Source organism: Pseudomonas sp. microsymbiont 2 (genome assembly GCF_054788395.1).
Map to the genome: position 1 here is coordinate 5,184,548 of NZ_CM139112.1, position 25,736 is coordinate 5,210,283.

At 64.1% G+C, this 25,736-nt stretch carries 27 protein-coding genes; 13 read left to right on the plus strand and 14 right to left on the minus strand.

What is annotated here, in order from left to right; translation table 11 throughout:
- Positions 1-64: 64 nt before the first annotated feature.
- The 3 genes from urtE to ACYUME_RS23360 are packed head-to-tail and all read left to right on the plus strand — an operon-like array spanning position 65 to position 1,858.
- On the plus strand, positions 65-763 hold the full coding sequence (gene urtE / locus ACYUME_RS23350) for an urea ABC transporter ATP-binding subunit UrtE (RefSeq protein ID WP_050707108.1): 699 nt from the start codon (positions 65-67) through the stop codon (positions 761-763).
- Between the two features lie 31 nt (positions 764-794).
- On the plus strand, positions 795-1,319 hold the full coding sequence (locus ACYUME_RS23355; protein ID WP_460417124.1) for a GNAT family N-acetyltransferase: 525 nt from the start codon (positions 795-797) through the stop codon (positions 1,317-1,319).
- A 5-nt stretch (positions 1,320-1,324) separates the two neighbouring features.
- On the plus strand, positions 1,325-1,858 hold the full coding sequence (locus ACYUME_RS23360) for a GNAT family N-acetyltransferase (RefSeq protein ID WP_460417125.1): 534 nt from the start codon (positions 1,325-1,327) through the stop codon (positions 1,856-1,858).
- Between the two features lie 130 nt (positions 1,859-1,988).
- On the opposite strand, the gene ACYUME_RS23365 is transcribed toward ACYUME_RS23360, so the two are convergent.
- Both ACYUME_RS23365 and cbpA read right to left on the minus strand, forming a co-directional pair.
- Positions 1,989-2,294: a chaperone modulator CbpM gene (locus tag ACYUME_RS23365; RefSeq protein ID WP_011535907.1), complete on the minus strand. Its 306-nt coding sequence runs from the start codon at positions 2,292-2,294 to the stop codon at positions 1,989-1,991.
- Positions 2,295-2,296: 2 nt separating this feature from the next.
- A complete protein-coding gene (gene cbpA, locus ACYUME_RS23370) occupies positions 2,297-3,253 on the minus strand; it encodes a curved DNA-binding protein (protein WP_279882711.1) in 957 nt (318 codons plus the stop codon).
- 163 nt (positions 3,254-3,416) lie between these two features.
- On the opposite strand from cbpA, the gene ACYUME_RS23375 reads away from it, so the two are divergent.
- Positions 3,417-4,688 carry an Hsp70 family protein gene (locus ACYUME_RS23375; protein ID WP_460417128.1) on the plus strand — a complete coding sequence of 424 codons (1,272 nt, stop codon included), beginning with the start codon at positions 3,417-3,419 and terminating at the stop codon, positions 4,686-4,688.
- 82 nt (positions 4,689-4,770) lie between these two features.
- Here ACYUME_RS23375 and ACYUME_RS23380 read toward each other — a convergent pair whose 3' ends face one another.
- The 3 genes from ACYUME_RS23380 to ACYUME_RS23390 form a co-directional block, all read right to left on the minus strand.
- The gene (locus tag ACYUME_RS23380) at positions 4,771-5,778 is read right to left on the minus strand and encodes an AI-2E family transporter (RefSeq protein ID WP_279882715.1); all 1,008 of its coding nucleotides are present in this window, start codon (positions 5,776-5,778) and stop codon (positions 4,771-4,773) included.
- 70 nt (positions 5,779-5,848) lie between these two features.
- Positions 5,849-6,133 (minus strand): PsiF family protein, encoded by a 285-nt coding sequence (locus ACYUME_RS23385; protein ID WP_279882717.1) that lies wholly within the window; start codon positions 6,131-6,133, stop codon positions 5,849-5,851.
- A gap of 63 nt (positions 6,134-6,196) precedes the next feature.
- Complete coding sequence (locus tag ACYUME_RS23390) at positions 6,197-6,985, minus strand: AraC family transcriptional regulator (protein WP_460417131.1); 789 nt, start codon at positions 6,983-6,985, stop codon at positions 6,197-6,199.
- Positions 6,986-7,187: 202 nt separating this feature from the next.
- Here ACYUME_RS23390 and ACYUME_RS23395 point away from each other — a divergent pair, with 202 nt between their 5' ends.
- Entirely contained in the window at positions 7,188-8,060 is an 873-nt protein-coding gene (locus ACYUME_RS23395) for a DMT family transporter (RefSeq protein ID WP_460417133.1), read from the plus strand.
- 117 nt (positions 8,061-8,177) lie between these two features.
- Here the strand turns inward: ACYUME_RS23395 and ACYUME_RS23400 are convergent, their stop codons facing one another.
- Positions 8,178-9,068, minus strand: coding sequence for a lipase family alpha/beta hydrolase (locus tag ACYUME_RS23400; protein WP_460417135.1), 891 nt, complete (start codon positions 9,066-9,068; stop codon positions 8,178-8,180).
- Between the two features lie 124 nt (positions 9,069-9,192).
- Between ACYUME_RS23400 and osmE the strand changes: the two genes are divergently transcribed.
- A complete protein-coding gene (osmE, locus tag ACYUME_RS23405; RefSeq protein ID WP_460417136.1) occupies positions 9,193-9,534 on the plus strand; it encodes an osmotically-inducible lipoprotein OsmE in 342 nt (113 codons plus the stop codon).
- Between the two features lie 26 nt (positions 9,535-9,560).
- Positions 9,561-10,088, plus strand: a complete 528-nt coding sequence (locus ACYUME_RS23410; protein WP_460417138.1) for a ferritin-like domain-containing protein — start codon at positions 9,561-9,563, stop codon at positions 10,086-10,088.
- Positions 10,089-10,166: 78 nt separating this feature from the next.
- Here the strand turns inward: ACYUME_RS23410 and ACYUME_RS23415 are convergent, their stop codons facing one another.
- The gene (locus ACYUME_RS23415) at positions 10,167-12,233 is read right to left on the minus strand and encodes an AsmA family protein (protein WP_460417139.1); all 2,067 of its coding nucleotides are present in this window, start codon (positions 12,231-12,233) and stop codon (positions 10,167-10,169) included.
- Between the two features lie 325 nt (positions 12,234-12,558).
- On the opposite strand from ACYUME_RS23415, the gene ACYUME_RS23420 reads away from it, so the two are divergent.
- The 3 genes from ACYUME_RS23420 (at position 12,559) to ACYUME_RS23430 (ending at position 15,021) form a co-directional block, all read left to right on the plus strand.
- The gene (locus ACYUME_RS23420; RefSeq protein WP_460417141.1) at positions 12,559-13,014 is read left to right on the plus strand and encodes a phage infection protein; all 456 of its coding nucleotides are present in this window, start codon (positions 12,559-12,561) and stop codon (positions 13,012-13,014) included.
- Positions 13,015-13,136: 122 nt separating this feature from the next.
- Positions 13,137-13,769, plus strand: coding sequence for a TetR family transcriptional regulator (locus ACYUME_RS23425; protein ID WP_050707121.1), 633 nt, complete (start codon positions 13,137-13,139; stop codon positions 13,767-13,769).
- A gap of 163 nt (positions 13,770-13,932) precedes the next feature.
- The gene (locus ACYUME_RS23430; protein ID WP_460417143.1) at positions 13,933-15,021 is read left to right on the plus strand and encodes an AGE family epimerase/isomerase; all 1,089 of its coding nucleotides are present in this window, start codon (positions 13,933-13,935) and stop codon (positions 15,019-15,021) included.
- A 68-nt stretch (positions 15,022-15,089) separates the two neighbouring features.
- On the opposite strand, the gene ACYUME_RS23435 is transcribed toward ACYUME_RS23430, so the two are convergent.
- The 6 genes from ACYUME_RS23435 to ACYUME_RS23460 form a co-directional block, all read right to left on the minus strand.
- Positions 15,090-15,857, minus strand: a complete 768-nt coding sequence (locus tag ACYUME_RS23435; RefSeq protein ID WP_023629361.1) for an SDR family oxidoreductase — start codon at positions 15,855-15,857, stop codon at positions 15,090-15,092.
- A 649-nt stretch (positions 15,858-16,506) separates the two neighbouring features.
- Entirely contained in the window at positions 16,507-17,223 is a 717-nt protein-coding gene (locus tag ACYUME_RS23440; RefSeq protein WP_279888751.1) for an ABC transporter ATP-binding protein, read from the minus strand.
- Positions 17,220-18,095, minus strand: a complete 876-nt coding sequence (locus tag ACYUME_RS23445; RefSeq protein WP_050707124.1) for an ATP-binding cassette domain-containing protein — start codon at positions 18,093-18,095, stop codon at positions 17,220-17,222. The genes ACYUME_RS23440 and ACYUME_RS23445 overlap by 4 nt, the downstream gene beginning before the upstream one ends.
- Positions 18,092-19,393: a high-affinity branched-chain amino acid ABC transporter permease LivM gene (gene livM, locus ACYUME_RS23450; RefSeq protein ID WP_279888748.1), complete on the minus strand. Its 1,302-nt coding sequence runs from the start codon at positions 19,391-19,393 to the stop codon at positions 18,092-18,094. The genes ACYUME_RS23445 and livM overlap by 4 nt, the downstream gene beginning before the upstream one ends.
- A 2-nt stretch (positions 19,394-19,395) precedes the next feature.
- Positions 19,396-20,310 (minus strand): ABC transporter permease subunit, encoded by a 915-nt coding sequence (locus ACYUME_RS23455; RefSeq protein ID WP_279888747.1) that lies wholly within the window; start codon positions 20,308-20,310, stop codon positions 19,396-19,398.
- 157 nt (positions 20,311-20,467) lie between these two features.
- The gene (locus ACYUME_RS23460; protein ID WP_279888745.1) at positions 20,468-21,604 is read right to left on the minus strand and encodes a branched-chain amino acid ABC transporter substrate-binding protein; all 1,137 of its coding nucleotides are present in this window, start codon (positions 21,602-21,604) and stop codon (positions 20,468-20,470) included.
- A gap of 490 nt (positions 21,605-22,094) precedes the next feature.
- Between ACYUME_RS23460 and pncB the strand changes: the two genes are divergently transcribed.
- Positions 22,095-23,300 (plus strand): nicotinate phosphoribosyltransferase, encoded by a 1,206-nt coding sequence (pncB, locus tag ACYUME_RS23465; protein WP_460417146.1) that lies wholly within the window; start codon positions 22,095-22,097, stop codon positions 23,298-23,300.
- A 3-nt stretch (positions 23,301-23,303) separates the two neighbouring features.
- Positions 23,304-24,131, plus strand: a complete 828-nt coding sequence (nadE, locus tag ACYUME_RS23470) for an ammonia-dependent NAD(+) synthetase (RefSeq protein WP_460417148.1) — start codon at positions 23,304-23,306, stop codon at positions 24,129-24,131.
- A gap of 111 nt (positions 24,132-24,242) precedes the next feature.
- Here the strand turns inward: nadE and azu are convergent, their stop codons facing one another.
- A complete protein-coding gene (gene azu, locus ACYUME_RS23475) occupies positions 24,243-24,695 on the minus strand; it encodes an azurin (RefSeq protein ID WP_460417150.1) in 453 nt (150 codons plus the stop codon).
- Positions 24,696-25,041: 346 nt separating this feature from the next.
- Between azu and ACYUME_RS23480 the strand changes: the two genes are divergently transcribed.
- A complete protein-coding gene (locus ACYUME_RS23480; protein WP_460417152.1) occupies positions 25,042-25,629 on the plus strand; it encodes an LOG family protein in 588 nt (195 codons plus the stop codon).
- Positions 25,630-25,736 lie beyond the last annotated feature (107 nt).

The following is a 25,736-nucleotide window of genomic DNA, read 5'->3' on the forward strand; positions in this document are numbered from 1 at the left end:
CCCAGGCCTGACGCTATCGCGGGGCAAGCCCGCTCCCACGAATTGAACGACTCAAGGGCAGAACATGCTGAAAATCGACACCCTGCACCAATACTACGGCGGCAGCCACATCCTGCGCGGCCTGTCCTTCGAGGCCAAGGTCGGCGAGGTCACCTGCCTGCTCGGTCGCAACGGCGTGGGCAAGACCACCCTGCTGCGCTGCCTGATGGGCCTGCTGCCGGCCCGCGAGGGCCGCGTGGAATGGGAAGGCAAGCCGATCACCACGCTCAAGCCCCAGCAACGGGTCCACGCCGGCATCGCCTACGTGCCCCAGGGCCGCGAGATCTTCCCGCGCCTGACCGTCGAGGAAAACCTGCTGATGGGCCTGTCGCGCTTCCCCGCCCGCGAGGCACGGGAAGTGCCGGCCTTCATCTACGAACTGTTCCCGGTGCTGGAGCAGATGAAGCAACGCCGTGGCGGCGACCTCTCCGGTGGCCAGCAGCAACAGCTGGCCATCGGCCGCGCCCTGGCCAGCCGCCCGCGCCTGCTGATCCTCGACGAACCCACCGAAGGCATCCAGCCGTCGGTGATCAAGGAGATCGGCGCGGTGATCCGCAAGCTGGCCGACCGGGGCGACATGGCCATCCTGCTGGTGGAGCAGTTCTACGACTTCGCCGAGGAGCTGGCCGACCAGTACCTGGTCATGGCCCGCGGCGAGATCGTCCAGCGCGGCCGGGGTGAAAACATGCAGGCCGAAGGTGTGCGCGGCCTGGTTACCATTTAATCTGCAACCACTTCCCTTGCGAGACGCTGTCATGAGTTACCAGATCCGCGACGCCCTGATCGACGACGTACCGGGCATCCTCGACATCTACAACGACGCCGTGGCCAATACCACGGCGATCTGGAACGAAACCCCGGTGGACCTGGGCAACCGCCTGGCCTGGTTCGAGGCCCGCGCGCAGCAGGGCTATCCGATCCTGGTGGCGGTGGACGACAGCGGCGTGCTGGGCTATGCCTCATTTGGCGACTGGCGGCCGTTCGAAGGCTTCCGGCATACCGTCGAGCATTCGGTGTATGTACGTGGCGACCAACGAGGCAAGGGCCTGGGGCCTGTATTGATGGAAGCGCTGATCGAGCGCGCGCGCCACTGCGACAAGCATGTGATGGTCGCCGCCATCGAGAGCGGCAATGCCGCGTCGATTCGCCTGCACGAACGCCTGGGTTTCAGCATCACCGGGCAGATGCCGCAGGTGGGGGTGAAGTTCGGGCGCTGGCTGGACCTGACCTTCATGCAGCTTTACCTGGATGACAACACCCTTCCCCCTTCAAGGACCTGAAGCCCATGAATACCGCCCAGTTGCACCGCGTCACCCACGAAGGCCTGGCGTACTACCGCGACGGGCTGGTGGCCCTTTTGCTCGATGCGGTGCGCCAGGGTGCGTCGGTGGGGTTTCTGGCCGATATCGACGAGCCGCAGGCCAAGGCCTACTTCGATGAGGTGAAGGCAAAGCTGGCCGGTGGCGAGCAACTGCTCTGGGTCATTGCCCAGGGGCAGGAAGTGCTGGGTAGCGTGCAACTGGGCTTGTGCCTGAAACCCAATGGTTTGAACCGGGCCGAGGTGCAGAAGCTGCTGGTGCACAGCGATGCTCGGCGGCGTGGGCTGGGGCAGCAGTTGATGAACGCGCTGGAGGCCGAGGCGCGGCGGATCGGGCGGGGGATGCTGTTTCTTGATACCGAGGCCGGGTCTGGAGCTGAAGCGTTCTATCGGGCGCTGGGGTACAGCAAGGCGGGGGAGATTCCGGATTATGCCTGCGGGCCTGAAGGCGTGTACCGGGCAACAGTGCTGTACTTCAAAGTCATCGCGAAAGTCTCGTGAACCTGGGGGCGCTTTGCGCCCCTTTCGCGACACAAGGCCGCTCCTACAGGCGACCGCGATCCCTTGTAGGAGCGGCCTTGTGTCGCGATAGGGCTGCGCAGCAGCCCCAGGATCTAACAGGTCATACCCATCACATCTGGGTAAACCTGCCCAACCGCTGCTTCAACATGCTGTTCTCACTGCGCAGCTGCTGCACCTCTTCCAACAGTTCCAACGCCAGCGCCACCCCTTCCCACTCCAGTTCCAGCTCCTGATGCAGCTTCACCGCGCGCTTCAACGTCACCGGCGCGCGGTCGTCGAACACCCACTCTTCGGGCGTTCGCCCCGACGGTTCGACAATGCCGTGTTCGACGATCTCGATCACCCAGTCGGCCGATACATCGGCTTCCTGGCACAGGGTACGCATGTCCAGTTGAACGATCAGGGTGCTGCTCATGATCACTTACTCCATTGAGTCCTCGGGTTGAACGCGGCTTTCTCGGAGAGCTGGGTCCACAATGCGCGAGCTGCGTCATCGGATTGGGCAGGCATCACTACCTTGAGCTGGGCGTACAGGTCGCCGCGCTCGCCCTGCTTGTTCAACAGGCCCATGCCCTTGACCCGCAGGCGCTGGCCGCTCTGGCTGTCGGGGCGGATGGTCAGGTTGATCTTGCCGGTCAGGGTCGGCACGGCCACCTTGGCGCCGAGCGCCGCTTCCCACGGTGCCAGGGGCACGGTGATGATCAGGTCATGGCCTTCAACATCGAACAGCGGGTGCGGTGCCATGCGGATGGTCAGGAACAGGTCGCCATTGGCACCACCGCCCACGCCCGGCGCGCCCTGGCCCTTGAGGCGAATGCGCTCGCCGTCGGTCACCCCGGCGGGGATCTTCACGTTCAGAGTCTTGGTGGTAAACCCGGTGCGCTGCCCGGCACCGTTGGTCTGCGGCACCTGGAAGCTGATCTGCTTGGATTCCTTGTTGAGGGTTTCCTCAAGGAAGACCGCCAGTTCCAGTTCCACGTCCTGCCCTCGCCTGCCAGCGCTGTGTTGTTGCCGGCCACCGCCACCGAAGGGATTGCCGCCCCGGGCGCCGAAGATCGAGCTGAAGAAATCGGAAAAGTCGCCGCCCTCGAAGCCACCGCCGCCACCGCCGCGGGACTCCCAGCCAGGCGGCGCCTGGAAGGGCCGGCCATGCTGGCCACCGTACTTGCGGATCTCGTCGTACTCGGCGCGTTTTTCCTTGTCGCCCAGCACTTCGTAGGCCTCGTTGGCCTCCTTGAATTTGTCCTCGGCGTCGCGCTCCTTGCTGACGTCGGGGTGATACTTGCGCGCGAGCTTGCGGTACGCGGCCTTGATCGCCTTCTCGTCCGCGCTCGCCTCGACGCCGAGTATCTTGTAGTAGTCTTTGAAGTCCATCTGGGGGTCACCGATGTGAATGTACGTATTGCTACTGAAGATTGGGGTCAAGCATAGCCTTTCAAGGTTCACCCGGGGTTGCGCTATCGCAGACGGCCGGTCTTGATTTAGCCGCAGACTGGCATAAACTGCGCGGCCGTTTTGCCTCCGGAAGCTCTCCCCCATGTCTGACGTATCCCCGGCCCGCGCCCTCGGCATCGACTTCGGCACCTCCAACTCCACGGTCGGCTGGCACCGCCCGGGCGTCGAATCGCTGATCGCCCTGGAAGACGGCAAGATCACCCTGCCGTCGGTGGTCTTCTTCAACATCGAGGAGCGTCGCCCGGTGTATGGCCGCCTGGCGCTGCACGAGTACCTGGAGGGCTACGAAGGCCGCCTGATGCGCTCGCTCAAGAGCCTGCTGGGTTCCAAGCTGATCAAGCACGACACCAGCGTGCTGGGCAGCGCCCTGCCGTTCAAGGACCTGCTGGGCATGTACATCGGCGAGTTGAAAAAGCGCGCCGAAGCCGATGCCGGCCGTGAATTCGACCAGGTGGTGCTGGGCCGCCCGGTATTCTTCGTCGACGAAGACCCAGCCGCCGACCAGGAGGCCGAAGACACCCTGGCGGAGGTTGCGCGCAAGATCGGCTTCAAGGACGTGTCGTTCCAGTACGAACCGATCGCCGCTGCATTCGACTACGAGTCGGGCATCAGCCGTGAAGAGCTGGTACTGATCGTCGATATCGGCGGTGGTACCTCGGACTTTACCCTGATCCGCCTGTCGCCGGAGCGCCACCTGGTGGCCGAGCGCCAGGACGACATCCTTGCCACCGGCGGCGTGCATATCGGCGGTACCGACTTCGACAAGCAGCTGAGCCTGCAGGGTGTGATGCCGCTGTTCGGCTACGGCAGCCGGATGAAGAGCGGCGCGCTGATGCCCACCAGCTACCACCTCAACCTGGCCACCTGGCACACCATCAACGCCCTCTACTCGCAGAAGTCGCAGCTGGCCCTGGGCAGCATGCGTTATGACATCGAGGACACGCTGGGCATCGATCGCCTGTTCAACCTGATCGAGCAGCGCGCCGGGCACTGGCTGGCGATGGAGGTGGAGGCCAGCAAGATCGAGCTGACCGAGCGCGACAGCCGCCGTATCGACTTTGGCCGCATCGAGCCTGAACTGTCGGTGGAGCTGACCCGGGCGCTGTTCGAAGACGCCATCGGCGGGCTGCTGGAGCGGGTGCGCGGCAGCGTGACCGAATTGCTGGCCAAGGCCGGCGTCAGCGAAGGCCAGGTGGACACGGTTTTCTTCACCGGCGGTTCCAGCGGCATCCCGGCGCTGCGCAACAGCGTGGCGGCGATGCTGCCCAATGCGCGGCATGTGGAAGGCAACATCTTCGGCAGCATCGGCAGCGGCCTGGCGATCGAGGCGCGCAAGCGTTACGGCGCGGTTTGATTCGAAGGCCTCATCGCGGGGCAAGCCCGCTCCCACGCCAGATTCATGACTGCTTTGTGGGAGCGGGCTTGCCCCGCGATGATCAGACCAACTCCGCCCGCTTCAACTCACTCTTCAGGTAGGCGTAATAGATCGGCCCCGCCACCACCCCCGGCAACCCGAACGCCGCCTCGAACACCAGCATCGCCAGCAACAGCTCCCAGGCCTTGGCACTGATCTGCCCGCCGACGATCCGCGCGTTGAGGAAGTACTCGACCTTGTGGATCACGATCAGGTACCCCAGCGCCGCCGCCGCCACCCAGATCGACAGCGACAAGCCGACGATGGTGATCAGGGTGTTGGACATCAGGTTGCCGATCACCGGCAGCAGCCCAAGCAGGAAGGTCAGCACGATCAGCGTCTTGGTCAGCGGCAGGTGCACGCCGAACAGCGGCAGCACCACCGCCAGGAAGATCCCGGTGAACACGGTGTTGAGCAGGGAGATCTTGATCTGCGCAAAAACGATGTTGCGAAACGCCTGCACCAGCAGGCTCAGGCGCTCGAACAGCGCCGCCGCCAGGGGCTTGCGCCGGGACAGGTCGGGCAGACGCTGCAGGGCGACGATGGCACCGAGGATCATGCCGATCAGCAGGGTCACGAACATGTGCGCCATGCCCTTGCCCACCAGTTGCAGGTCGCTCAGGTGGCTCTTGATCCAGTCGCCGATGGCCACCTTGAACTCCGCCGCGCTGGCCGGCAGGTAGCCTTCGATGAACGGCGGCAGCTGACCACGGGCGCGCTCGACCAGGCCCATGAACTTGTCCAACGAGGCGCCGGGGTTCTCGGCCTCGTGCAACAGGAAGCTGAAGGCACCAGCGATCAGCAACGTCAGCGTGCTCACCACCAGCGTGCCGAGCAGCGCCACCGCCAGCCAGCGCGCGCGCTGCCCGGCGATCAGCGGCTGCAACCTGGGGGTGAGCATATTGACCAACTCGTAGACCAGCAGGCCGGCCAGCAGGCTCGGCAGCAGCTTCAACGGCAGCGCCAGCAACAGGCCCGCCATGACGATGATCCAGCTGGCCAGGGTGACCTGGCGGGGAGTGAAAGTCATACAGCCTCAACGGCAGACAGCGGAAAGTCCCGCAGTCTGCCAGCGTTCACGACAGAGGCATAGGCACAGGTCATTTCTTCTTCAGGCAGTCGCTCATGAAGCTCTTGCGTTCGTCGCCCTTGAGCGCCTTGGTGGTGGCGTCGGCGTTGCAGGTCTTCATCTTCTCCTGCTGGGTCTGCGGCACGTCCTTCTTCAGGCAGGTGCTCATGAAGGCCTTGCGCTCATCGCCCTTGAGCGCCTTGGCAGTGGCGTCGGCGTTGCAGGTCTTCATCTTTTCCTGTTGCGCGGTGGCGGCGAATCCTTGCCCTGCGATCAACATGCCCAACACCAGCAGGGGTACGTGCAGCAGCTTCATGGAGTGGTCTCCTTGTCCGCGCGCCGGATGCGCGCTCGTCGAGCAGAGTGTAGACAAGTTTTCTTACATCTCCGTGCGCGCCCGCCGCCGGTACTGTTCCGGCGTGCAGTGGGCCTGGCGCTGGAACATGGCGATGAAGGCCGACGCGCTGCTGTAGCCGAGATCGAAGGCAATCGCCTGGATCGACGAGCCTGCTTCGAGCGCCTCGATCGCCCGCAGAAAACGCAGGCGCAGGCGCCATTCGCCGAAGCTCATGCCCAGCTCGCGCAGGAACTGCCGGGCCAGGGTGCGCTCGCTGACATGCACCTGCGCCGCCCAATGGGCGAGCGGCTGGTTGTCGCCCGGCTCGGCGTGCAGGGTCTCGAGCACCTGGCGCAGGCCGTCGCTGCGAGCGAACGGCAGGTAGCAGGTCTGGGCCGGCGCCAGGTGCAGCTGGTCGACCAGTACTTGGACCAGGCGCTGGTCGCGCTCGTCCTGGGCGATGTGCAGGTCACGGCGGGCGAAGTCGCCGAGGATCGCCTTGAGGATGTCGCTGATCACCAGGCTGCAGGGCTGCGCGGGCAGTTCGGCGCACAGGCGGCGCTCCAGGTAGACCGAACGGTAGATGATGGCCTGGGGGTTGTAGCAGCCGTGCTCGGTGTCCGGCGGCACCCAGACGGCGTAGTGCGGCGGCGAGATGAAGCGCTGGCCCTCGACGTCCAGGTGCATCAGGCCGTGGGAGGCATAGTTGAGCTGGCCCCAGGGGTGGCGGTGCGGTGGGCTGTGGGTATCGGCGCCGAACTCGTCGTAGCGGAAGTAGACCGGCGCGGGGAGTTGGTCGAATTGGGGGATGTCGAGGTATTTGCGGGCCATGCTGTCTGCTTCACGGGACGGGTTGTCTGGATGGGAGTATAGGCATTTGAACAGACAAGCGATAATGGCAGGCATCACACCCTCCCTGTGGGAGCGGGCTTGCCCCGCGATGGCGACCGACCAGGCAACGATGTCGGCCCGACTGACGCCATCGCGGGGCAAGCCCGCTCCCACAGCGTTTCACTGTTATCCGAGATACCTCATGAACTACCTATTCCCCCTTATCGCCATCCTCATCTGGGCCGGCAACACCGTGGTCACCAAGATGTCCGCCGGGGCCATCTTCCCCGCCGAGATCGGCTTCTACCGCTGGCTGCTGGCCGGCCTGCTGTTCACCCCCTTCCTGCTGCCGCAGGTCTGGCGCAACCGCGCGGCCATCCGCCCGCACCTGGGCAAGATCTTCGTGCTGGGCGTGCTGGGCATGGCCATCTACCAAAGCCTGGCGTACTTCGCCGCGGCCATCACCAGCGCCACCAACATGGGCATCATCCTCTCGCTGATGCCGCTGATGTCGCTGGCCCTGTCCATCGCCTGGCTCGGCCAGCGCCTGAGCTATGGCGCGCTGCTGGGCGCGCTGGTGTCGTTCTTCGGCGTGCTGGAGGTGGTCTCGGCCGGGCAACCCGGCGTGCTGCTGCACCAGGGACTGAACAGTGGCGACCTGATGATGCTGGTGGCCACGCTCGCCTATGCGCTGTACAGCTTCCTGCTGAAGAAATGGCAGCTGCGCCTGCCACCGCTGCAGCTGCTGTACCTGCAGGTGCTGGTGGCGATCCTGGTGTTGCTGCCGCTGTTCCTGCTGTCGCCCAAGACCGGCCTGAACGGTCACAACATTGGCCTGGTGCTGTATGCCGGCCTGCTGGCCTCGATGGTTGCGCCGCGGGTGTGGATGCAGGCTGTGCACCGTCTGGGGCCAAGCCGTACCACGCTGTTCTTCAACCTGCTGCCGGTGGTCACGGCGGTGATCGCTGCGGTAGTGCTGGATGAGCAACTGGCCAGTTATCACCTGGTCGGCGGTATGCTGACACTGGTTGGCGTGCTGCTGGCCGAGCGTTGGACCACGCCAGTACGGCGTTGACTGCTGGGGAGCGCTGCGCGCTCCTTTCGCGACGCAAGGCCGCTCCTACAGACGAACGCAATCCCCTGTAGGAGCGGCCTTGTGTCGCGAAAGGGCTGCGAAGCAGCCCCAGGCTTCTCACAACCCCGCAGCCTTGAGCCGTGCGGCATGCTCGGTAAACAGCCGCACCGGCTCGGCCCCCTTGCCTACCGCGCCCAGCGACTGGTTGACGATATCCAGGTGATCGAGCGGATAGTCATCACCGATCACCTGCCCAAGGTGCGAACTGAACCGCCCGACCATGCCGTCGCATTGCCCCTTCTCCCTGACGAAACTACGGGCGAACAGCCGGCAAAATCGGTTGCTGCCGTCAAAACGGTTCAGGCCCTGGTCGGTACGCCCAGGTTGCAGGGTTCCGGACCATGAGTAATAGCGCACCCCGTTCACTTCCGGTGGCCCCTCGCCACCCCAGGCCTCGGGCAGCCCCTGTGGATAAGCCTGGTTGAACAGCGCTACCCCGGCGCTGGTCAGCGACTGGTGCGAGGCGTGCACATCGATCGGCAGAGGATCGCGGCGCCAGCCGGTCTCCAGCCAACCCAGCAATACGGCAAAGCCATACAGTACGGCCTTGAGGATGCGCCCCCGGGCTGAGTCGCCCGGTGCCGTGCGCTCAAGGTGATCGGCCAGTTCCGAACCCTGGTTGGGGCCGGCCACCGACGTCACCGAAGCCACCCGATCAGGCCACTTCGCCGCCGCATAGCGGGCACTGAGGGCGCCCTGGCTATGGCCGACCAAGTTGACCCTCTCGGCCCCCGTGCGCTGGCAGATGTCCTCGATGATCAACAGCAATTGCTCGCCCCGCACCTCGCTGGAATGCAGCGGCGACACCTGCACCGGGAACACTTGCGCGCCGCCCCGGCGCAATGCCGGAACGATGCCGAACCAGTAGGGATACACCAGCGCCCGCACGAACCCGAGCATGCCCGGCACCAGCACCAGTGGATAGCGCGTGGCCAGCTCCTGACTCATCACCCTTGCCCTCATCCGTGAACAGACCGGTCCACCCTACAGCGCGATCGAAGACAAGCGCAATCGAACTCCCGGCGCGCGCTGCGGTTCCAAGCAGAACAGACCCTGAGCAAGGAGCGGGACCATGCACAAGCGAACCCTGGCCATCCTTCTGGCAAGCGCCACCCTCGCCGCCTGCGGCAGTCGCCCGGAAAACCCGGTGGACTACGTCACCTACCGCGACGAGCCGCTGGTCAAGCAGGTGGAACACGGCATGACCATGCAGAAGGTCATCGCCATCGGCGGTCGCCCATCGAATGCCATCGACCTGCCCCACGGCGGCACCTGCAACGACTACATCCTCAACCGCGATGGCCACCAGCAGCCCTACTACGTGCGCTTCGACGCCACCGGCCACGTCGACGCCAAGGGCTTCAAGACCTGCAAGCAGCGCCAGGAAGACAGTGATGCCGTACCCGGCGCATGACCACCCTGACCGTTACGGAGATGAACATGAGCGTTGAACTGACCGATGTGCAGACCCTGCGCGAACGTGCCCGCCAGCATGTCGAGCAAGGCGCGGTGACCGAGGGCTACCAGGCCGACCGCGAGAAAATCCTGCGCCTGCTCAACGAGTCGCTGGCCACCGAGCTGGTCTGCGTCCTGCGCTACAAGCGTCACTACTTCATGGCCAGCGGCATCAAGGCCAGCGTCGCCGCCGCCGAGTTCCTCGAGCACGCCACCCAGGAAGCCGAGCATGCCGACAGGCTGGCCGAGCGCATCGTGCAGCTGGGCGGCGAGCCCGACTTCGACCCGGACAACCTGACAAAGAATTCCCACGCCCAGTACGTGGCGGGCAGTTCGTTGAAGGAGATGGTGCTGGAGGACCTGGTGGCAGAACGCATCGCCATCGACAGCTACCGCGAGATCATCCAGTACATTGGCGACAAGGACCCGACCACCCGACGCATCTTCGAGGACATCCTGGCGCAGGAAGAAGAGCACGCGGACGATATGTCCGATCTGTTGAAAGGCCTCTGATCCCAAGGTTTACGTGGGAGCGGGCTTGCCCCGCGATGGCGTCGATGCCATCGCGGGGCAAGCCCGCTCCCACGAACCTCAATGACCTTTGCCGGCCGCTGCTGGCGCCTTGCCGGCACGCATCTGCTGCAATAACGGCGTGCACTGGTTCGGTTCATCCCCGCTGCTCGGCGCGATCAGCGCCAGCAGCCCCGCCGCCGGCCCGGCCACCACGCCAAGCGCCACCATCCCCGCACCACGCAGCGCCAGCGGCACCGCCTGCACGCCGGCACTCGGCTTGGCGAACGGTCCGCGCACATACAACGGTGAACGTAGCGAGAACAGGCGCAGGCCCTTGGACTCCGGGGTGATCTTCAGGTCCAGTTGCTCGCTGGCGAAGTTGGCCGTGCCGTTGATGTAGATGATCGCGTTCTCGGTGTCGAAGACGAACAACCGGGTAGTGGCCAGGCCATTCTTGATCCCGACATCCGCCGCGGCGCAGTTGATCTTTACATCTTCATCACCGAACAACTTGCCTACCACGTAGTTACCTACATTGAGCCCGGCGATCTCCATCAGGCTGCGGCTGATCGCGCCATCGTTGATCAGCAGGCGCAGATCCCCGCTGGAAGTACCCAGCAGTGCCGCCACCGAGTTGCCCCGGCCACTGATATCGGCATCGCCATTGAGTTCGCCGAAGCTGGTCTGCATCGGCGCGAAGCTGGGGAACAGCTGCTTGAGCTTGAAGCCACGCGCGGTCAGCCGGGCGCGGCCCTGCATCGGCGTGCTGCGCCCGTCCAGGCGGATATTGGAATCGAGGTTGCCGCCGGCCACGCCGAAGCGCAGCGGCTCCAGACGCAGCAGGCCGTCCTCGAGGATCACATGGGCGGACAGGTCGTTGAACGGCAGCTTCTCGCTGTGCACGATGCGTTTGCCGGCGAAGGTCACGTCGGCATCCATGGCCCGCCAGCGCTCGGTGCGAAACTCCTCGACCGGCAGGACCTTGCCGGCCGGCTGTTTGCTGGCGCCGCCGCGGGCCTTCTGCGCGCTGTTGGAATCGGCGCCGATCAGCGGTGCCAGGTCCTTGAACAGCAGCTGGTTGGACACCAGGTTGCCCGACAGTCTGGGCCGAGGCTGGCTGGCGACGAAGGCCAGGTCGCCGTGGATATCGCTGTCGCCGATCTTGCCGTTGAAGCCCTCGTAACGGAATTGCGCGCCCAGGGGGTCATGCAGGTTGGCGTTCAGGCGACCATCGGTGGCGTAGGCCGGGGTGTCGGGCAGGGTCACGCCGGTCAGCGGGTAGAGGTTGCCCAGGCTGCTGCCGGAAAGCTTCAGGCGCAGGTCGAGGGCGCCCAGGTTGCGCGGATCGGTCAGGGTACCGGCGAGCGCGACCTGGGTGTCGCCGATGCGCACGTCGGCCTGCAGCGGGAACGGCTGGCTGGCATCCTGCAGCGCCAGCAGGCCGCCGATCTTGCCGCTGCCGGCCACGGCCTGGCCTTTGTAGCGGCCCTGGGCCTTGAAGGCGAACGCATAGTCCTGGGCATTGCCGGCCTTTTCGGCGCGGGCCTTGCCGACGATGTCGCTGAACGGGATCGGCTTGCCCAGCGGATCGACTTGCACCTTCATGCTGGTTTTCAGGGTCTGATCATCGAAGCTGACGCTGCCCTGGTCGAAACCGATGGCGCCGATGTCCAGCACCCACTTCGAAGGGGCCTCGTTCTCATCCTTGGGCGCGAAGTCGAACACCCAGTTGGCCCGGCCATCGGCCAGGCGGGTGAGGCTGGCGCTGGGCTTGACCAGGTCGATGCGCGGGATGCTGATGCGCTGGACGATCAGCGGCAGCGGCGCCAGACGGAAATCCACACGCTCCAGCCCGACCATGCGCGGCTCCTTGAGCCACTCAGGGTTGCCCAGGGTGAGGTCTTCGGCGGTGAAATGCGGCCAGGGCACGAAGGCCCGCCAGCCGCCTTCCTCAGGCTCGGTGCGCCAATGCACGGCAAGGTTGCCGTTGATCGCGAAGGGGCGGTGCAGGGCCTCGGAGACTTTCTCGTTGAGCAGTGGCTTGACGCGGTTCCAGTCGAAGGTGGCGATCACCACTACCAGGATCGCCAGCAGCGTGGCGAGGGTGGCGAAGGTCCAGATGAGGATTCTGGCGGGGCGCGTCATGCGTGATTCTCCTGACTGCGTGGCGGCGATGGCACTCATTATGTCGGACTGATGAAACGTCGCCGGGTTTAATCCGGACGGCATGATAGCGAAGTTTTTCCTGACACCTTTCTCAGCTTTTCGTCGATCGGGGGCGAGATGTTACCGGGGGAACAACGTGCCACTTCTTTTGCAGTAGCCCCTGAAAACACTGAGCCAGAGCCGCCGCCACTCAGTATCAATTGCATCGATTGTTACCATTATCCTGATGAACTTCTCTCTGAAGTTACCGAGCGTAGCATTGGCTCCGTAACCACTTTCCAGCCCCCGAGAGGAGCACCGAATCATGAAACGCCATCTGCTGCTGAGCCTGACCCTGTCCGTACTTGCCGCCAACGCCTTCGCCCTGCCGGCCGACGACCAGCACCTGACCGCCGAATCGCGCTCTGGCGCCGTGACCGTCAGCCAGCCACTGAACACTCTGGCCGAAGGTGGCGCCGAACGTCTGCAAGAGCGCGCCGGTCGCGTCGCCGAAGGTGGCTCCGATCGCCTGCTCGAACGCAACAACCGCGTTGCCGAAGGTGGTTCCGATCGCCTGATCCAACGCAACGACCGCGTCGCCGAAGGTGGCTCCGACCGCCTGATCCAACGCAACGACCGCGTCGCCGAAGGTGGCTCCGATCGCCTGATCCAGCGCAACGACCGCGTCGCCGAAGGTGGCTCCGATCGCCTGAATGAACGCAACAACCGTGTGGCCGAAGGTGGCTCGGATCGTCTGGTCGAACTCAGCCGCGTGAGCTGATCGCCATGGCCATACACAACAAGCCGACCCGCTGCACCTGCTCCCCTCCAAGCCCGGTCCATTGACCGGGCTTCGTTTTTTTATCCACAATCCCCAGCCGTCCAGTCACAGAATCCTGCCCCATGCTGCCGCGCGCCGAACAGAAGCTACAGACCCGCCAGGCCCTGCTGGATGCCGCCTGCCTGCTCATGGAGAGCGGCCGTGGCTTCGGCAGCATCAGCCTGCGCGAGGTAGCCAAGGCCGCGGGCATCGTGCCCACCGGCTTCTATCGCCATTTCCCCGACATGGACGCCCTGGGCCTGGCCTTGGTCGCCGAGGTCGATACCACCTTCCGCCAGACCATCCGCCTGGTGCGCCACAACGAATTCGAGCTGGGCGGTATCACCGACGCCTCGGTACGCATCTTCCTCGACGTGGTCATCGCCCACCGGGCACAGTTCCTGTTCCTTGCTCGCGAACAATACGGCGGCTCGCAGCCGGTGCGTCAGGCCATTGCCAGGCTGCGCCAGGACATCAGCAGCGACCTGGCCACTGATCTTGCGCGCATGCCGCGCTGGCAGCATCTGGACGGCGCCGCCCTGGCGGTGATGGCCGACCTGGTGGTCAAGACCGTGTTCGCCACCCTGCCCGAGCTTATCGACAGCCCCGAGCCCGGTCATCCACAGGCGCTGACGCCACAGGAAAAGATCACCCAGCAACTGCGCTTCATCTTCGTCGGCGCGCGGCACTGGCAAGGGTTGGGCAATCCAGGCTGACGCTTTCGCCCAGATCGGATCGTGTGCGCGGGCAGCGTGGGAGCGGGCTTGCCCCGCGATGGCGCTATCGCGGGGCAAGCCCGCTCCCACGCTGCCCGCGCGCACGAAGCACTTGCCACTTCTGCTACCATGGCGCCCTGCCCGACCGTCCACGAGCGCCACCATGTCCGACCCCCGTCCTGCATTGACCCGTTTCCAACAGCACTTCGCCGAACGCATCGTGCCGCTGTGGCAAGGCCCGGGCTGGAACGCCGACATGGCCCTGCCGTACGAAGCCCTCGACGCCCAGCACCATCCACTGCCGGTGCAGCGCTACCGGGCCATGGCCTGCGCCCGCCAGTTGTACCTGTTCAGCAGCCGCATCGACCAGCCAGGCGCCGCCGAGCGCGCCGCCGCGCTGTTCCGCTCGTTGCAGAAGCACTTCCACGACGCCGAACACGGCGGCTGGTTCTACAGCATCGACGCCCAGGGCAAGCCGCTGGACCGGCGCAAGGACCTCTACACCCACGCCTTCATCGTGTTCGCCTGCGCCCATTACTGGGGCAAGGTCGGCGAAGGCCTGGTCGAGGCCACGCTCAACGGCGCCCTCGAAGTCGTTGCCGAGCAGTTCGCCCGCGACGATGGCCTGTACGAGGCCAGCCTCGGCGAGGACTGGTCGGACCTGGGCAGCGGCCCGCTGCAGAACCCGCAGATGCACCTGGCCGAGGCCTTCCTCCAGGTGCTGGCCGTGCGCGAGGACGACGAGGTACGTCATTCGCTGCTGCAGCTGTGCGAAGCGCTGCAGGCGCAGTTCATCGAACCGAGCCATGGCCTGATGCTGGAGAAGCCGCGCGGGGCTGTGGATAACTGGTTCGAGCCAGGCCATCAGTTCGAATGGTTCTATCTGCTGGATACCTCGCCGCTGCTGCGCGGGACAGCGCTGCACGCCTCCATCACCCGCGCCTTCGACTACGCCGAGCAGTGCGGTGTGAAAGATACGGCGGTGCTGGCGATGCTCGATGTGGACGGCAAGGTCATCGATGCGACCCAACGGATCTGGGCCCAGGCCGAGTACCTGCGGGCGCTGGCCTTGCGGCCAGGAAGCGAGGCGAGGTTGCTGGCGCAGCTACAGGCGCTGGAGTCGCGATTCCTGCATGACGGTGGCTGGCATGAGTGCCGTGATGGTAATGGCGCGGTCAGCCGCCACGACATGCCATCGACTACGCCGTATCACCTGGCAACCTGCCTGGAAGGCTTGCAGCGCCTGATCTGACGCAATCGCGGGGCAAGCCCGCTCCCACGCCATCGTGGGAGCGGGCTTGCCCCGCGATCATTGGCGTATCAGCCCTTGGCCGACCGATCGATCGAGAACCCTGCCCAGTCCTGGCTCACTGGCATCAGCTCAAGGCTGTTGATGTTGATATGCGCCGGCTGGTTCAGAATCCAGAAGATAGTCTCGGCGATGTCCTGCGGCTGGATTGGCTCGGCGCCGGCATAGGTGGCGTCATACTTGGCCTGGTCACCGCCGAAGCGCACCAGCGAGAACTCGCTTTCGCATAGCCCCGGTTCGATATTGCTCACCCGCACGCCGGTGCCTCGCAGGTCGCAACGCAAGCTCAGCGAGAACTGACCGACGAACGCCTTGGTACCGCCATACACGTTGGCGCCTGGGTACGGGTAGTTGCCCGCCACCGAACCGACGTTGAGGATCGACGCCCCGCGGCCATGGGCAATCAGGCGAGGCAACAACAGGCGGGTGGTGTACATCAGCCCCTTGATGTTGGTGTCGACCATGGTTTCCCAGTCGTCCAGGCTGCAGTTCTGCGCGGCGTCCACACCCAGCGCCAACCCAGCGTTGTTGACCAGGCCCTGAAGCTTGTCGAAGCTCGGCGGCAAGCTGGCAATGGCAGCTTCCATCGCCTGGCGGTCACGCACATCGACCACCAGACCGTGCACTTCGGTCTTGGCCGACAGTTCCTGGCACAGCGCGTCCAGGCGCTCCTTGCGCCGACCGGTGAGCACCAGCTTCCAACCCGCATCGGCGAAACGGCGGGCGGTAGCCTCACCGAAACCGGAAGTCGCGCCAGTGATGAATACGGTGGACGTCATGCTCTTCTCCTTAGCAGTGGATTGCCGTTTGCAGGCTTAGCAGCATGCCCGGCACACGGCTCGCCGACAACTGTTTCAACGACTGTTCAAAAAACGAACAACAGCGTCAAACCCCTGTGATAGGTGGGTTTGGCAAGGCTATGCGCACCTTATCCACAAGGCTTTCCCCACGGATTGGGGGCAACTCGTCGGGTCGGAGCAACCCATTGCGGCTGTGGACATTCGCGCATGATGGCGCAACGCTTTCAACCATGCCGCCTGCGGCGGTCTGTCCAAGGTTTTCCCACAGAGTTATCCACAGAAAATCCCACGCTGTAGGCGGATCCATTGGCTGGGTAAAACCCACGCAAAATCATGCACAAGCAGCACTTGATCAAAAAACGACCAAATACTTGCACGTACTGATTTATCTGGGCTGGAGCGAGGTGCCACCATGTTTTCCACAGGCGGTTCCACATAATCCGTGGAAAGTTTTCCACTTGTGGAAACAAGGGTTTGCAGTGGGGTTGTGGAGTGTTTCAAGAAAGATATGCGACAAGTTGTCCACATCTGCTGTCTGGCATAAAACGCATCGCGGGGCAAGCCCGCTCCCACAGACCTAAATGGCATTTGTGGGAGCGGGCTTGCCCCGCGATCTGTGGAACGTAAATCAGTGCCCGCCCAGATAGGCGTTGCGCACCTCCTCGTTGACCAGCAACTCCTGCCCCGTCCCGCTCATGCGGATCTGCCCGTTGACCATTACATAGGCCCGGTCCGACAGCTTCAGCGCATGGTTGGCATTCTGCTCGACGAGGAAGATGGTCATGCCGGTCTGCGCCAGCTCGCGCAAGGTCGCGAAGATCTGCTTGACCACGATCGGCGCCAGCCCCAGCGATGGCTCGTCGAGCAGCAGCAGCTTGGGCCGGCTCATCAGCGCCCGGGCAATCGCCAGCATCTGCTGTTCGCCGCCGGACATGGTCATCGCCCGCTGGTTGCGCCGCTCCTTGAGCCGTGGAAACAGCTCGTACATGCGCTGCATATCCTCGTTGGCATGCTTGTCGCCAATCGGGATGGTGCCCATCATCAGGTTCTCCTCGACGGTCATGTCGGGGAACACCCGGCGCCCTTCCGGGGACTGGGCGATGCCGTTGGAGGCGATGAAGTGAGACGACTTGCGGGTGATGTCGGTGCCGCGATAGACGATCTGCCCCGAGGCCGCCCGCGGCTGGCCGAAGATCGACATCAGCAACGTCGACTTGCCCGCGCCGTTGGCGCCGATCAGGCTCACCGTCTCGCCTTCGTTGATGTGCATCGAGACTTTCTTCAGGGCCTGGATCGGCCCGTAGAACACATCCAGGTCCTTCAACTCGAGAATGGGCGCACTCATATCAGCTCCTCTTCGTCTGCACCCAGGTAGGCGGCGATCACCGTCGGGTTGTGGCGGATGTCCTGCGGGGTGCCCTCGGCGATCACGTTGCCATGGTCGAGCACGACGATATGGTCGGAGATGCTCATCACCATGCCCATGTCGTGCTCGATCAGCACCACGGTGATGTCGTGCTCGTCGCGCAGCACGCGGATCATGCGGCTCAGGGCCTCGGTCTCCTGGGGGTTGAGACCGGCGGCCGGCTCGTCCAGGCAGATGATCTTCGGCCGCGTGCACATGGCCCGGGCGATTTCCAGGCGCCGCTGCTGCCCGTACGACAGTTCGCCAGCCAGGCGGTTGGCGCAATCGACCAGGTCGACCACCTCCAGCCAGTAGAACGCATGGTCCAGCGCGTCGCTCTCGGCCTTGCGGTAGCCCGGGGTATTGAGCACGCCGGCCAGCAGATTGCGGTTGACCCACATGTGCTGGGCCACCAGCAGGTTTTCCACCACCGACATTTCCTTGAACAGGCGAATGTTCTGGAAGGTGCGCGCCAGCCCGGCGCGGTTGACCAGGTGGGTACCGCCGAACATCTTGTAGTACAGGCGGTTGGCGAAGCGCGCCGGCGAGACGAAGTCCGCCGCCTGGAAGCGCTCGCCGAGCAGCTGGATGACGTTGGTGTGGCTGCCGCGCACGTTCAGCTCGATACGTCCGCCGCTGGCCTTGTAGAAGCCGGTGAGGCAGTTGAACACGGTGGTCTTGCCGGCGCCGTTGGGGCCGATCAGGGCGAAGATCTGGTTGCGCTTGACCTTCAGGCTGACATCGCTGAGCGCCTTGATGCCGCCGAACTGCATCATCAGGTTGTCGACCGACAGAATGATTTCGTCGCTCATGGCGCCACTCCTTTACGCGGGACCACACCGGTTCGGCTGATGCGGATCAGTCCTCGCGGTCGCCAGATCATCATCAGCACCATCAGCACACCGAACAGCAGTACCCGATACTCGGAGAAGCTGCGCAGCAGCTCCGGTGCCACGGTCAGCACGAAGGCGGCGATCACCACGCCCACGGTCGAGCCCATGCCACCCAGCACGACGATGGCCAGGATCAGCGCCGACTCGAAGAAGGTGAACGACGACGGGTTGACGAAGCCCTGGTAGGTGGCGAAGAACACCCCGGCCAAGCCGGCGGTGGAAGCGCCCAGGGTGAACGCCGAGAGCTTGACCAGCACATGGTTCAGGCCCATGGAGCGGCAGGCGATCTCGTCCTCGCGCAGGGCCTCCCAGGCGCGCCCGACCGGCATGCGGGTCAGCCGGTGCTTGATGTACAGCACCGCCAGCACCACCAGGAACAGCACGGCGTAGATGAACACGAACTTCAGGTTGGGGTTGTAATCGAAGCCGAAGAACTCATGGATCGGCACTCCGCCGTCCTTCGCCCGACGGCCGAACTCCAGCCCCAGGAAGGTCGGCGACGGCGCCGGCATGCCGTTCGGGCCGCCGGTGAACGACAGCCAGTTGTTCAGCACCAGGCGAATGATCTCGCCGAAGCCCAGGGTGACGATGGCCAGGTAGTCACCGTGCATTCGCAACACCGGGAAGCCGAGGATGCACCCGGCCAGCGCGGCAGCGATCGCCGCCAGCGGCAGCACGCTCCAGAAGCCCAGGCCCAGGTACTGGTAGCCCAGCGCCAGGCCGTAGGCGCCAATGGCGTAGAACGCCACGTAGCCCAGGTCGAGCAGGCCGGCCAGGCCGACCACGATGTTCAGGCCCAACCCCAGCAGCACGTAGATCAGGCCGAGAATGACCACGGTCAGCAGGTACTTGTTGGCGAAGATCGGAAACACGATGGCGATGACGATCAGCGCCGGGATGATGTAGCGCAGTCGCGACTTGTAGTCCGGCGCCAGCACATGCACGCCCGAGCCACCGCTGTCGAAGCCCTGGAGCATGCGCTGGCCGGTGGCCGTCTGCAGGAACAGGCTGAGGATGAAGCGCCCGACCATCACCCCGCCGACCAGCCAGGCGACGCGTTTGGGCTCGGCGTTGAAACTGTAGCCGTCGAGCACCACGCCGACGACCGGACCGAAGACGATAAGGGCCAGCAGCCCGGCGACGATCGTCTCCAGCAAGCTGCGTTTGAAATCGAAACCTTTGGACTGAACAACTGAGGCAGTATTGGCAGCGGACATGTTCACACCTTAGCCACGAGCGGGCGGCCCAGCAGGCCCTGGGGACGGAAGATGAGGATCATCACCAGCAGCGAGAAGCTGAACACGTCCTTGTAGTCGGAGTTGATCAGGCCGGAGAACAACGACTCGGAAATCCCCAGGATGATCCCGCCGAGCATGGCCCCCGGCAGCGAGCCGATGCCGCCGAGCACCGCGGCGGTGAACGCCTTGATGCCGATGATGAAGCCGGCGTAGAAGTCGAAGGTGCCGTAGTTCATGGTGATCAGCACGCCGGCCAGCGCGGCCATCACCGCACCGATGACGAACACGTAGGAGATCACCCGGTCGGTGTTGATGCCCAGGATCGAAGCCATCTTGCGGTCTTGCTGGGTGGCGCGGCACATGCGGCCGAGCTTGGTGTACTTGATGACGTAGGTGAGCAGCGCCATGCCGAGGAAGGCGGCCACCAGGATGAAGATCTTGGTGTAGGTCAGCTGCACGAAGCCCGTGCCTACTTCGACACGCACGGCGCCTTCGAGCAGGGTCGGCACGCCTTGCTGGCGGGCGCCCTGGCTGATCTGCGCGTAGTTCTGCAGGATCAGCGAGATGCCGATGGCGCTGATCAGCGGGGCCAGGCGGGTGGAGTTGCGCAGGGGTTTGTAGGCGATGCGTTCGATGGTGAAGCCATAGACGCCGGTGACGACGATGGTGAACAACAACGTGCCCAGCATCAGCAGCGGGAAGGATTCGATACCGAAGTAGGCCAGCAATGCCAGGCTGATCGCCGCGAGGTACGCGGAGATCATGTACACCTCGCCGTGCGCGAAGTTGATCATGCCGATAATGCCATAGACCATTGTGTAGCCGATGGCGATCAGGCCATAGACCGACCCTAGGGTCAGGCCGTTGACCAGTTGCTGCAGGAAAATACCATCCATAACGCAATCTCACCTGATTGAGATTGCACGAGCGCCGACCACGCAGGGCCACGGATGAAGCGGCCTTCGCAGCGCAGAACTGTGCATATCTACGGACAAGGACAGGTACAGCGGGGCTACGGCCCGGTGCGAAACGCACCCGGGCCGTTGGCCGTTGTTATTTTTGTTTTTCCAGCTGGTGGTACTTGCCGTTGGCATCCCACTGGTAGACCACATAGTCGGAGACGGTCAGGTCACCCTTGCTGTCCCACTTCTTCTCGCCCATGACGGTCTGCACCGGGTTGGCCTTGAGCCATTTGGCGGCGTCTTCGCCCTTGTTGGACTTGGCGCCGTTGAAGGCGGCTGCCAGTGCCTGGACCGAAGCGTAGGCGTACAGGGTGTAGCCTTCAGGCTCGGTGCCAGCCTTGCGGAACTCCTCGACCACGACCTTGCTGTCGGGCAGCAGGCGCGGGTCGGCGCCGAAGGTCATGTACACGCCATTGGTGTATTGCGCACCGCCCGCGGTGGCCACCAGCTCGTCGGTGACGATGCCGTCATCGGACATGAACGCCACGTCCTTCAGACCCTGCTCGCGCAACTGGCGTACCAGCGGGCCGGCCTCCGGATGCAGGCCGCCGAAGTAGACGACATCGGCGCCAGCGGCGCGGATCTTGGTGACCACGGCGCTGAAGTCCTTCTCGCCACGGGTCAGCCCCTCGTACAGCACCGGGGTGACGCCACGCTTGATCAGCTGCGCCTTGGTCGCGTCGGCCAGGCCCTGGCCGTAGGTGTCCTTGTCGTGCAGCACGACCACCTTCTTGCCCTTGAGCACATCGACGATGTAATTGCCGGCGACGATGCCCTGCTGGTCGTCACGGCCGCACATGCGGAACATCGCGCCCAGGCCGCGCTCGGTGACCTGCGGGTTGGTCGAGCCCGGGGTGATGGCGATCACCCCGGCCTCGTCGTAGACCTCGGAGGCCGGAATGGTGTTGGAGGAGCAGAAGTGGCCGACCACGCCAATGACCTTGTCCTGGTCGACCAGGCGGTTGGCCACGGCCACGGCCTGCTTGGGTTCGCAGGCATCGTCACCCTTTACCAGGACGATCTTCTCGCCGTTCACCCCACCGGCGGCGTTGATCTTGTCGGCCGCCGCCTGGGCACCTTTCATGTACTGCTCGCCAAACGCTGCGTTGGCCCCGGTCATCGGGCCCGCGACGCCGATCTTGATGTCGGCCTGAACATACGAAGAAACACCCAGTGCCGTGGCTACGGCCAGTGCCAGGAAACCTTTCTTGTAAAACGTCTGCGACATGAGGTGGTGCTCCTAGAGTATTTTTTTGGTTGGCACTACAACTTCTCAGCCCTGTGCTCCGAGCAAGGGCCGTGCCATTGGTTTTGTCTTCCGGGAAAACACACTGTGGAGGTTGTGACGAGGCGACCGACGGCCTTTTCTTTATTGAGCGTGCAACCGTCTGCCATAAGGCAAGCGCCACCGACACGCCTAGACAAGGAGCAACCATCGAGCGCCATCATTGCAACCCTTGCAAGTGTTTACGTGCAACCACCCTGTAACAGCCGACGTCACCGAACTGCACACCGCTGGTGCGTGACTGCTACAGGCGGCACTGTCTGAAGGCTAGCCGGTGTGCGAAAAAACACCTGTTTTGTCTGGAACGACCTCTTCGCGGGCGCGCCGCGGTCCCTGTGGGAGCGGGCTTGCCCGCGAAGCGGCCAGCACAGGCGCAACAACAGCGTAAAGACTGGCACAATAGCCGTCATTGCCCGCCCTGGAGCCTTCCCTGATGAGCGAAAGCGCATTCGCCGAGCGCATCGTGCATAACCTGCTCGACACCGACTTCTACAAGCTGACGATGATGCAGGCGGTACTGCACAACTACCCGGACGCCGACGTCGAATGGGAATTCCGCTGTCGCAACGGCGAGGACCTGCGCCCTTACCTGGGCGAGATTCGCCGTCAGCTCGAACTGCTCAGCGAGCTCACCCTGGACGACGGGCAGCTGGCGTTCCTCGAGCGCATCAGCTTCCTCAAGCCGGACTTCCTGCGCTTCCTGCGCCTGTTCCGCTTCAACCTGCGCTACGTGCATCTGGGCATCGAGCACGACCAGCTGTGCCTGCGCCTGCGCGGCCCCTGGCTGCACGTGATTCTCTTCGAGGTGCCAGTGCTGGCCATCATCAGCGAGGTGCGCAATCGCCACCTGCACCCCCGCATGCGCCTGGCCGAGGCCCGCGACCAGCTGTACCGCAAGTTCGACTGGCTGCGCGCCCATGCCAGCGACGACGAGCTGGCCCACTTGCAGGTCGCCGATTTCGGCACCCGGCGGCGCTTCTCCGGTCGCGTGCAGGAGGAAGTGGTGCGGGTGCTGCGCGATGACTTCCCGGCCCGCTTCGTCGGCACCAGCAACGTCGACCTGGCATGGAAACTGGATATCAAGCCCTTGGGCACCATGGCCCACGAGTGGATCATGGCCCACCAGCAGCTAGGCCCACGGCTGATCGACAGCCAGATCGCCGCGCTGGATTGCTGGGTCCGTGAGTACCGTGGCCTGCTGGGCATCGCCCTGACGGACTGCATCACCATGGATGCCTTCCTCAACGACTTCGATCTGTATTTCGCCAAGCTGTTCGATGGCCTGCGCCACGACTCGGGCGACCCGGTGCAATGGGCCGAAAAGGCCATCGCTCACTATCAGAAGCTGGGAATCGACCCGATGACCAAGACCCTGGTGTTCTCCGATGGCCTGAACCTGACCCGTTCGCTGGAGATCTTCCGCGCGCTGCGCGGGCGCATCAACGTCAGCTTTGGCATCGGCACCAACCTGACCTGCGATATCCCAGGCGTGGCACCGATGAACATCGTGCTTAAAATGACCGACTGCAACGGCTCGCCGGTGGCGAAAATCTCCGACGAGGCCGCCAAGACCCAATGCCGCGACGCGAACTTCGTCGCCTACCTGCGTCACGTATTCAAAGTCCCCAGCAAGGAGTAACCCATGCAAGCCGTCCAGCAAGAGATTGCCCAGGCGCTCAAGGTGCAGCCGCCGTTCGCAGACGCCGCCGCGCTCGAGCAGGAAGTCGCCCGGCGCGTGGCCTTCATCAAGGACTGTCTGGCCAATGCCCGGCTCAAGACCCTGGTGCTGGGCATCAGCGGCGGTGTCGACTCGCTGACCGCCGCCCTGCTCGCCCAACGCGCCATCAACGAGCTGCGCGCCGAGACCGGCGACAAGGCGTACACCTTCATCGCCGTGCGCCTGCCGTACCAGGTGCAGCACGACGAGCACGACGCCCAGGCCTGCCTGGACGTGATCAAGGCCGACGAGGTGCATACCGTCGACATCGCCCCGGCGGTACGCGCGCTAGCCACTGAAGTGAAAGCATTGGAAGGTGGCTCGCCGAGCCTGGTGGACTTCGTCGTCGGCAACACCAAGGCGCGCATGCGCATGGTTGCCCAGTACACCATCGCCGGCGCCCGCGCGGGCCTGGTGATCGGCACCGACCACGCCGCCGAGGCGGTGATGGGCTTCTTCACCAAGTTCGGTGACGGGGCGTGCGACCTGGCGCCGCTGAGCGGGCTGGTGAAGAACCAGGTGCGGGCCATCGCGCGCAGCTTCGGCGCGCCAGAGTCGCTGGTGGAGAAGGTGCCGACCGCGGACCTCGAGGACCTTGAGCCGGGCAAGCCGGACGAGGCATCACATGGCGTGACCTACCAGCAGATCGATGCGTTCCTGCACGGGCAACCGGTCGATCAGGCAGCGTTCGACATCATCGTCGCCACCTACAGCAAGACCCAGCACAAGCGCGAGCTGCCGTTCGCGCCTTGAGCAGGCCATAGAAGGACCTGTGGGAGCGGGTTCACCCGCGAATGCGGCGGTGGCTTCACCATTGCATTCGCGGGTGAACCCGCTCCCACAGGGTACGGCGTCAGGCTTTGATTACTTGACGATGACCTTGCCCTTCATCATCGAGATGTGGCCCGGGAAGGTGCAGAAGAAGCTGTAGTCGCCGCCGGCTTCCAGCTTGGTCGCATCGAACTTGACCTCGGTTTCCTTCTCAGGCGCGCCGATCATCTTGGTGTGAGCGATGATCGCGGCGTTGTCAGCCTTGATGTAGTCCTTCTCCAGACCTTGCGACATGCCCTCGGTGGCGATGCCCTGCATGTCGGCGGTCTTGCTGATCACCAGGTTGTGGCCCATGACGTTCTTCGGCAGGCTGCCGGAGTGGGTCAGTTTGACGGTGAACTCCTTGCAGCTCTTGTCGACGGTGATTTCCTTGGTGTTGAAGGACATCTGGTCGGTCGAGTCGACAGTCACCGAGCACTTGTCGGCAGCGAAGACAGAGGCGCTGGCGAGGGTCAGCAGGGATACCGCTACAGCTTTCGCAAACATCATGAATCTCCTTGGCAGGGTTTTATCAATTGCGAGACTGCCTGAAAACAGGACGCCCGTACCTGATGTGGGTCAAGGGGTGTCAAGTGGCCAGCCAGTAGATTTGTTCAATGGATTGTATACAACCAATCAAAGTGCACATCATGCCCTCTTGATAGACGATGGGACAACCTCTCATTTAGGAGTCGAATGAAATGTCCCTGTCCAGTTTCATGAACAGCCTGCTCGCCGCCTACGCCCATGGCGCCAGCGGTTCAGTCCGCGAGTTCTCCCGCCCGGAATGAATCCCCTTGGAAGCGACAGGCATGCGCCTTACCCTGTGCGCGCATGTAAAGGGAGATAAGCAATGCCTGTACGTTCCGTTTGTGTCTTCTGCGGTGCCAGCATCGGCGCCAACCCTGCCTATCGCGAAGCCGCCGTGGCCCTCGGCCAGGCCATCGCCCGCCGTGGCCTGACCCTGGTCTACGGCGGCGGTGCGGTCGGCCTGATGGGCACCGTCGCCGACGCCGCCCTGGCCGCCGGTGGCGAAGTGGTCGGCATCATTCCCCAGAGCCTGATGAACGCCGAAATCGGCCACAAGGGCCTGAGCCGCCTGGAAGTGGTGGACGGCATGCATGCCCGCAAGGCGCGCATGGCCGAGCTCAGCGACGCCTTCATCGCCCTGCCGGGCGGGCTGGGCACGCTGGAGGAGCTGTTCGAGGTGTGGACCTGGGGGCAACTGGGCTATCACGCCAAGCCGCTGGGGCTGCTGGATGTGAACGGCTTCTATGAAAAACTGGGCGGGTTCCTCGACCATATCGTCGAAGAGGGCTTCGTACGGCCGCAGCACCGGGCGATGCTGTTGCTTGGACAGCAGCCGGATGAGCTGCTGGACGGGATGGATCGGTTCGAATCGCCGGTGTTGCCGAAGTGGGTCGACAAGCAGCCGGATTGACCCCGGCAATCATCGACCTTGTGGGAGCGGGCTTGCCCCGCGATTGCGATGGTGAATCCAACATTGCAATCGCGGGGCAAGCCCGCTCCCACAAAGGACTATCCTGC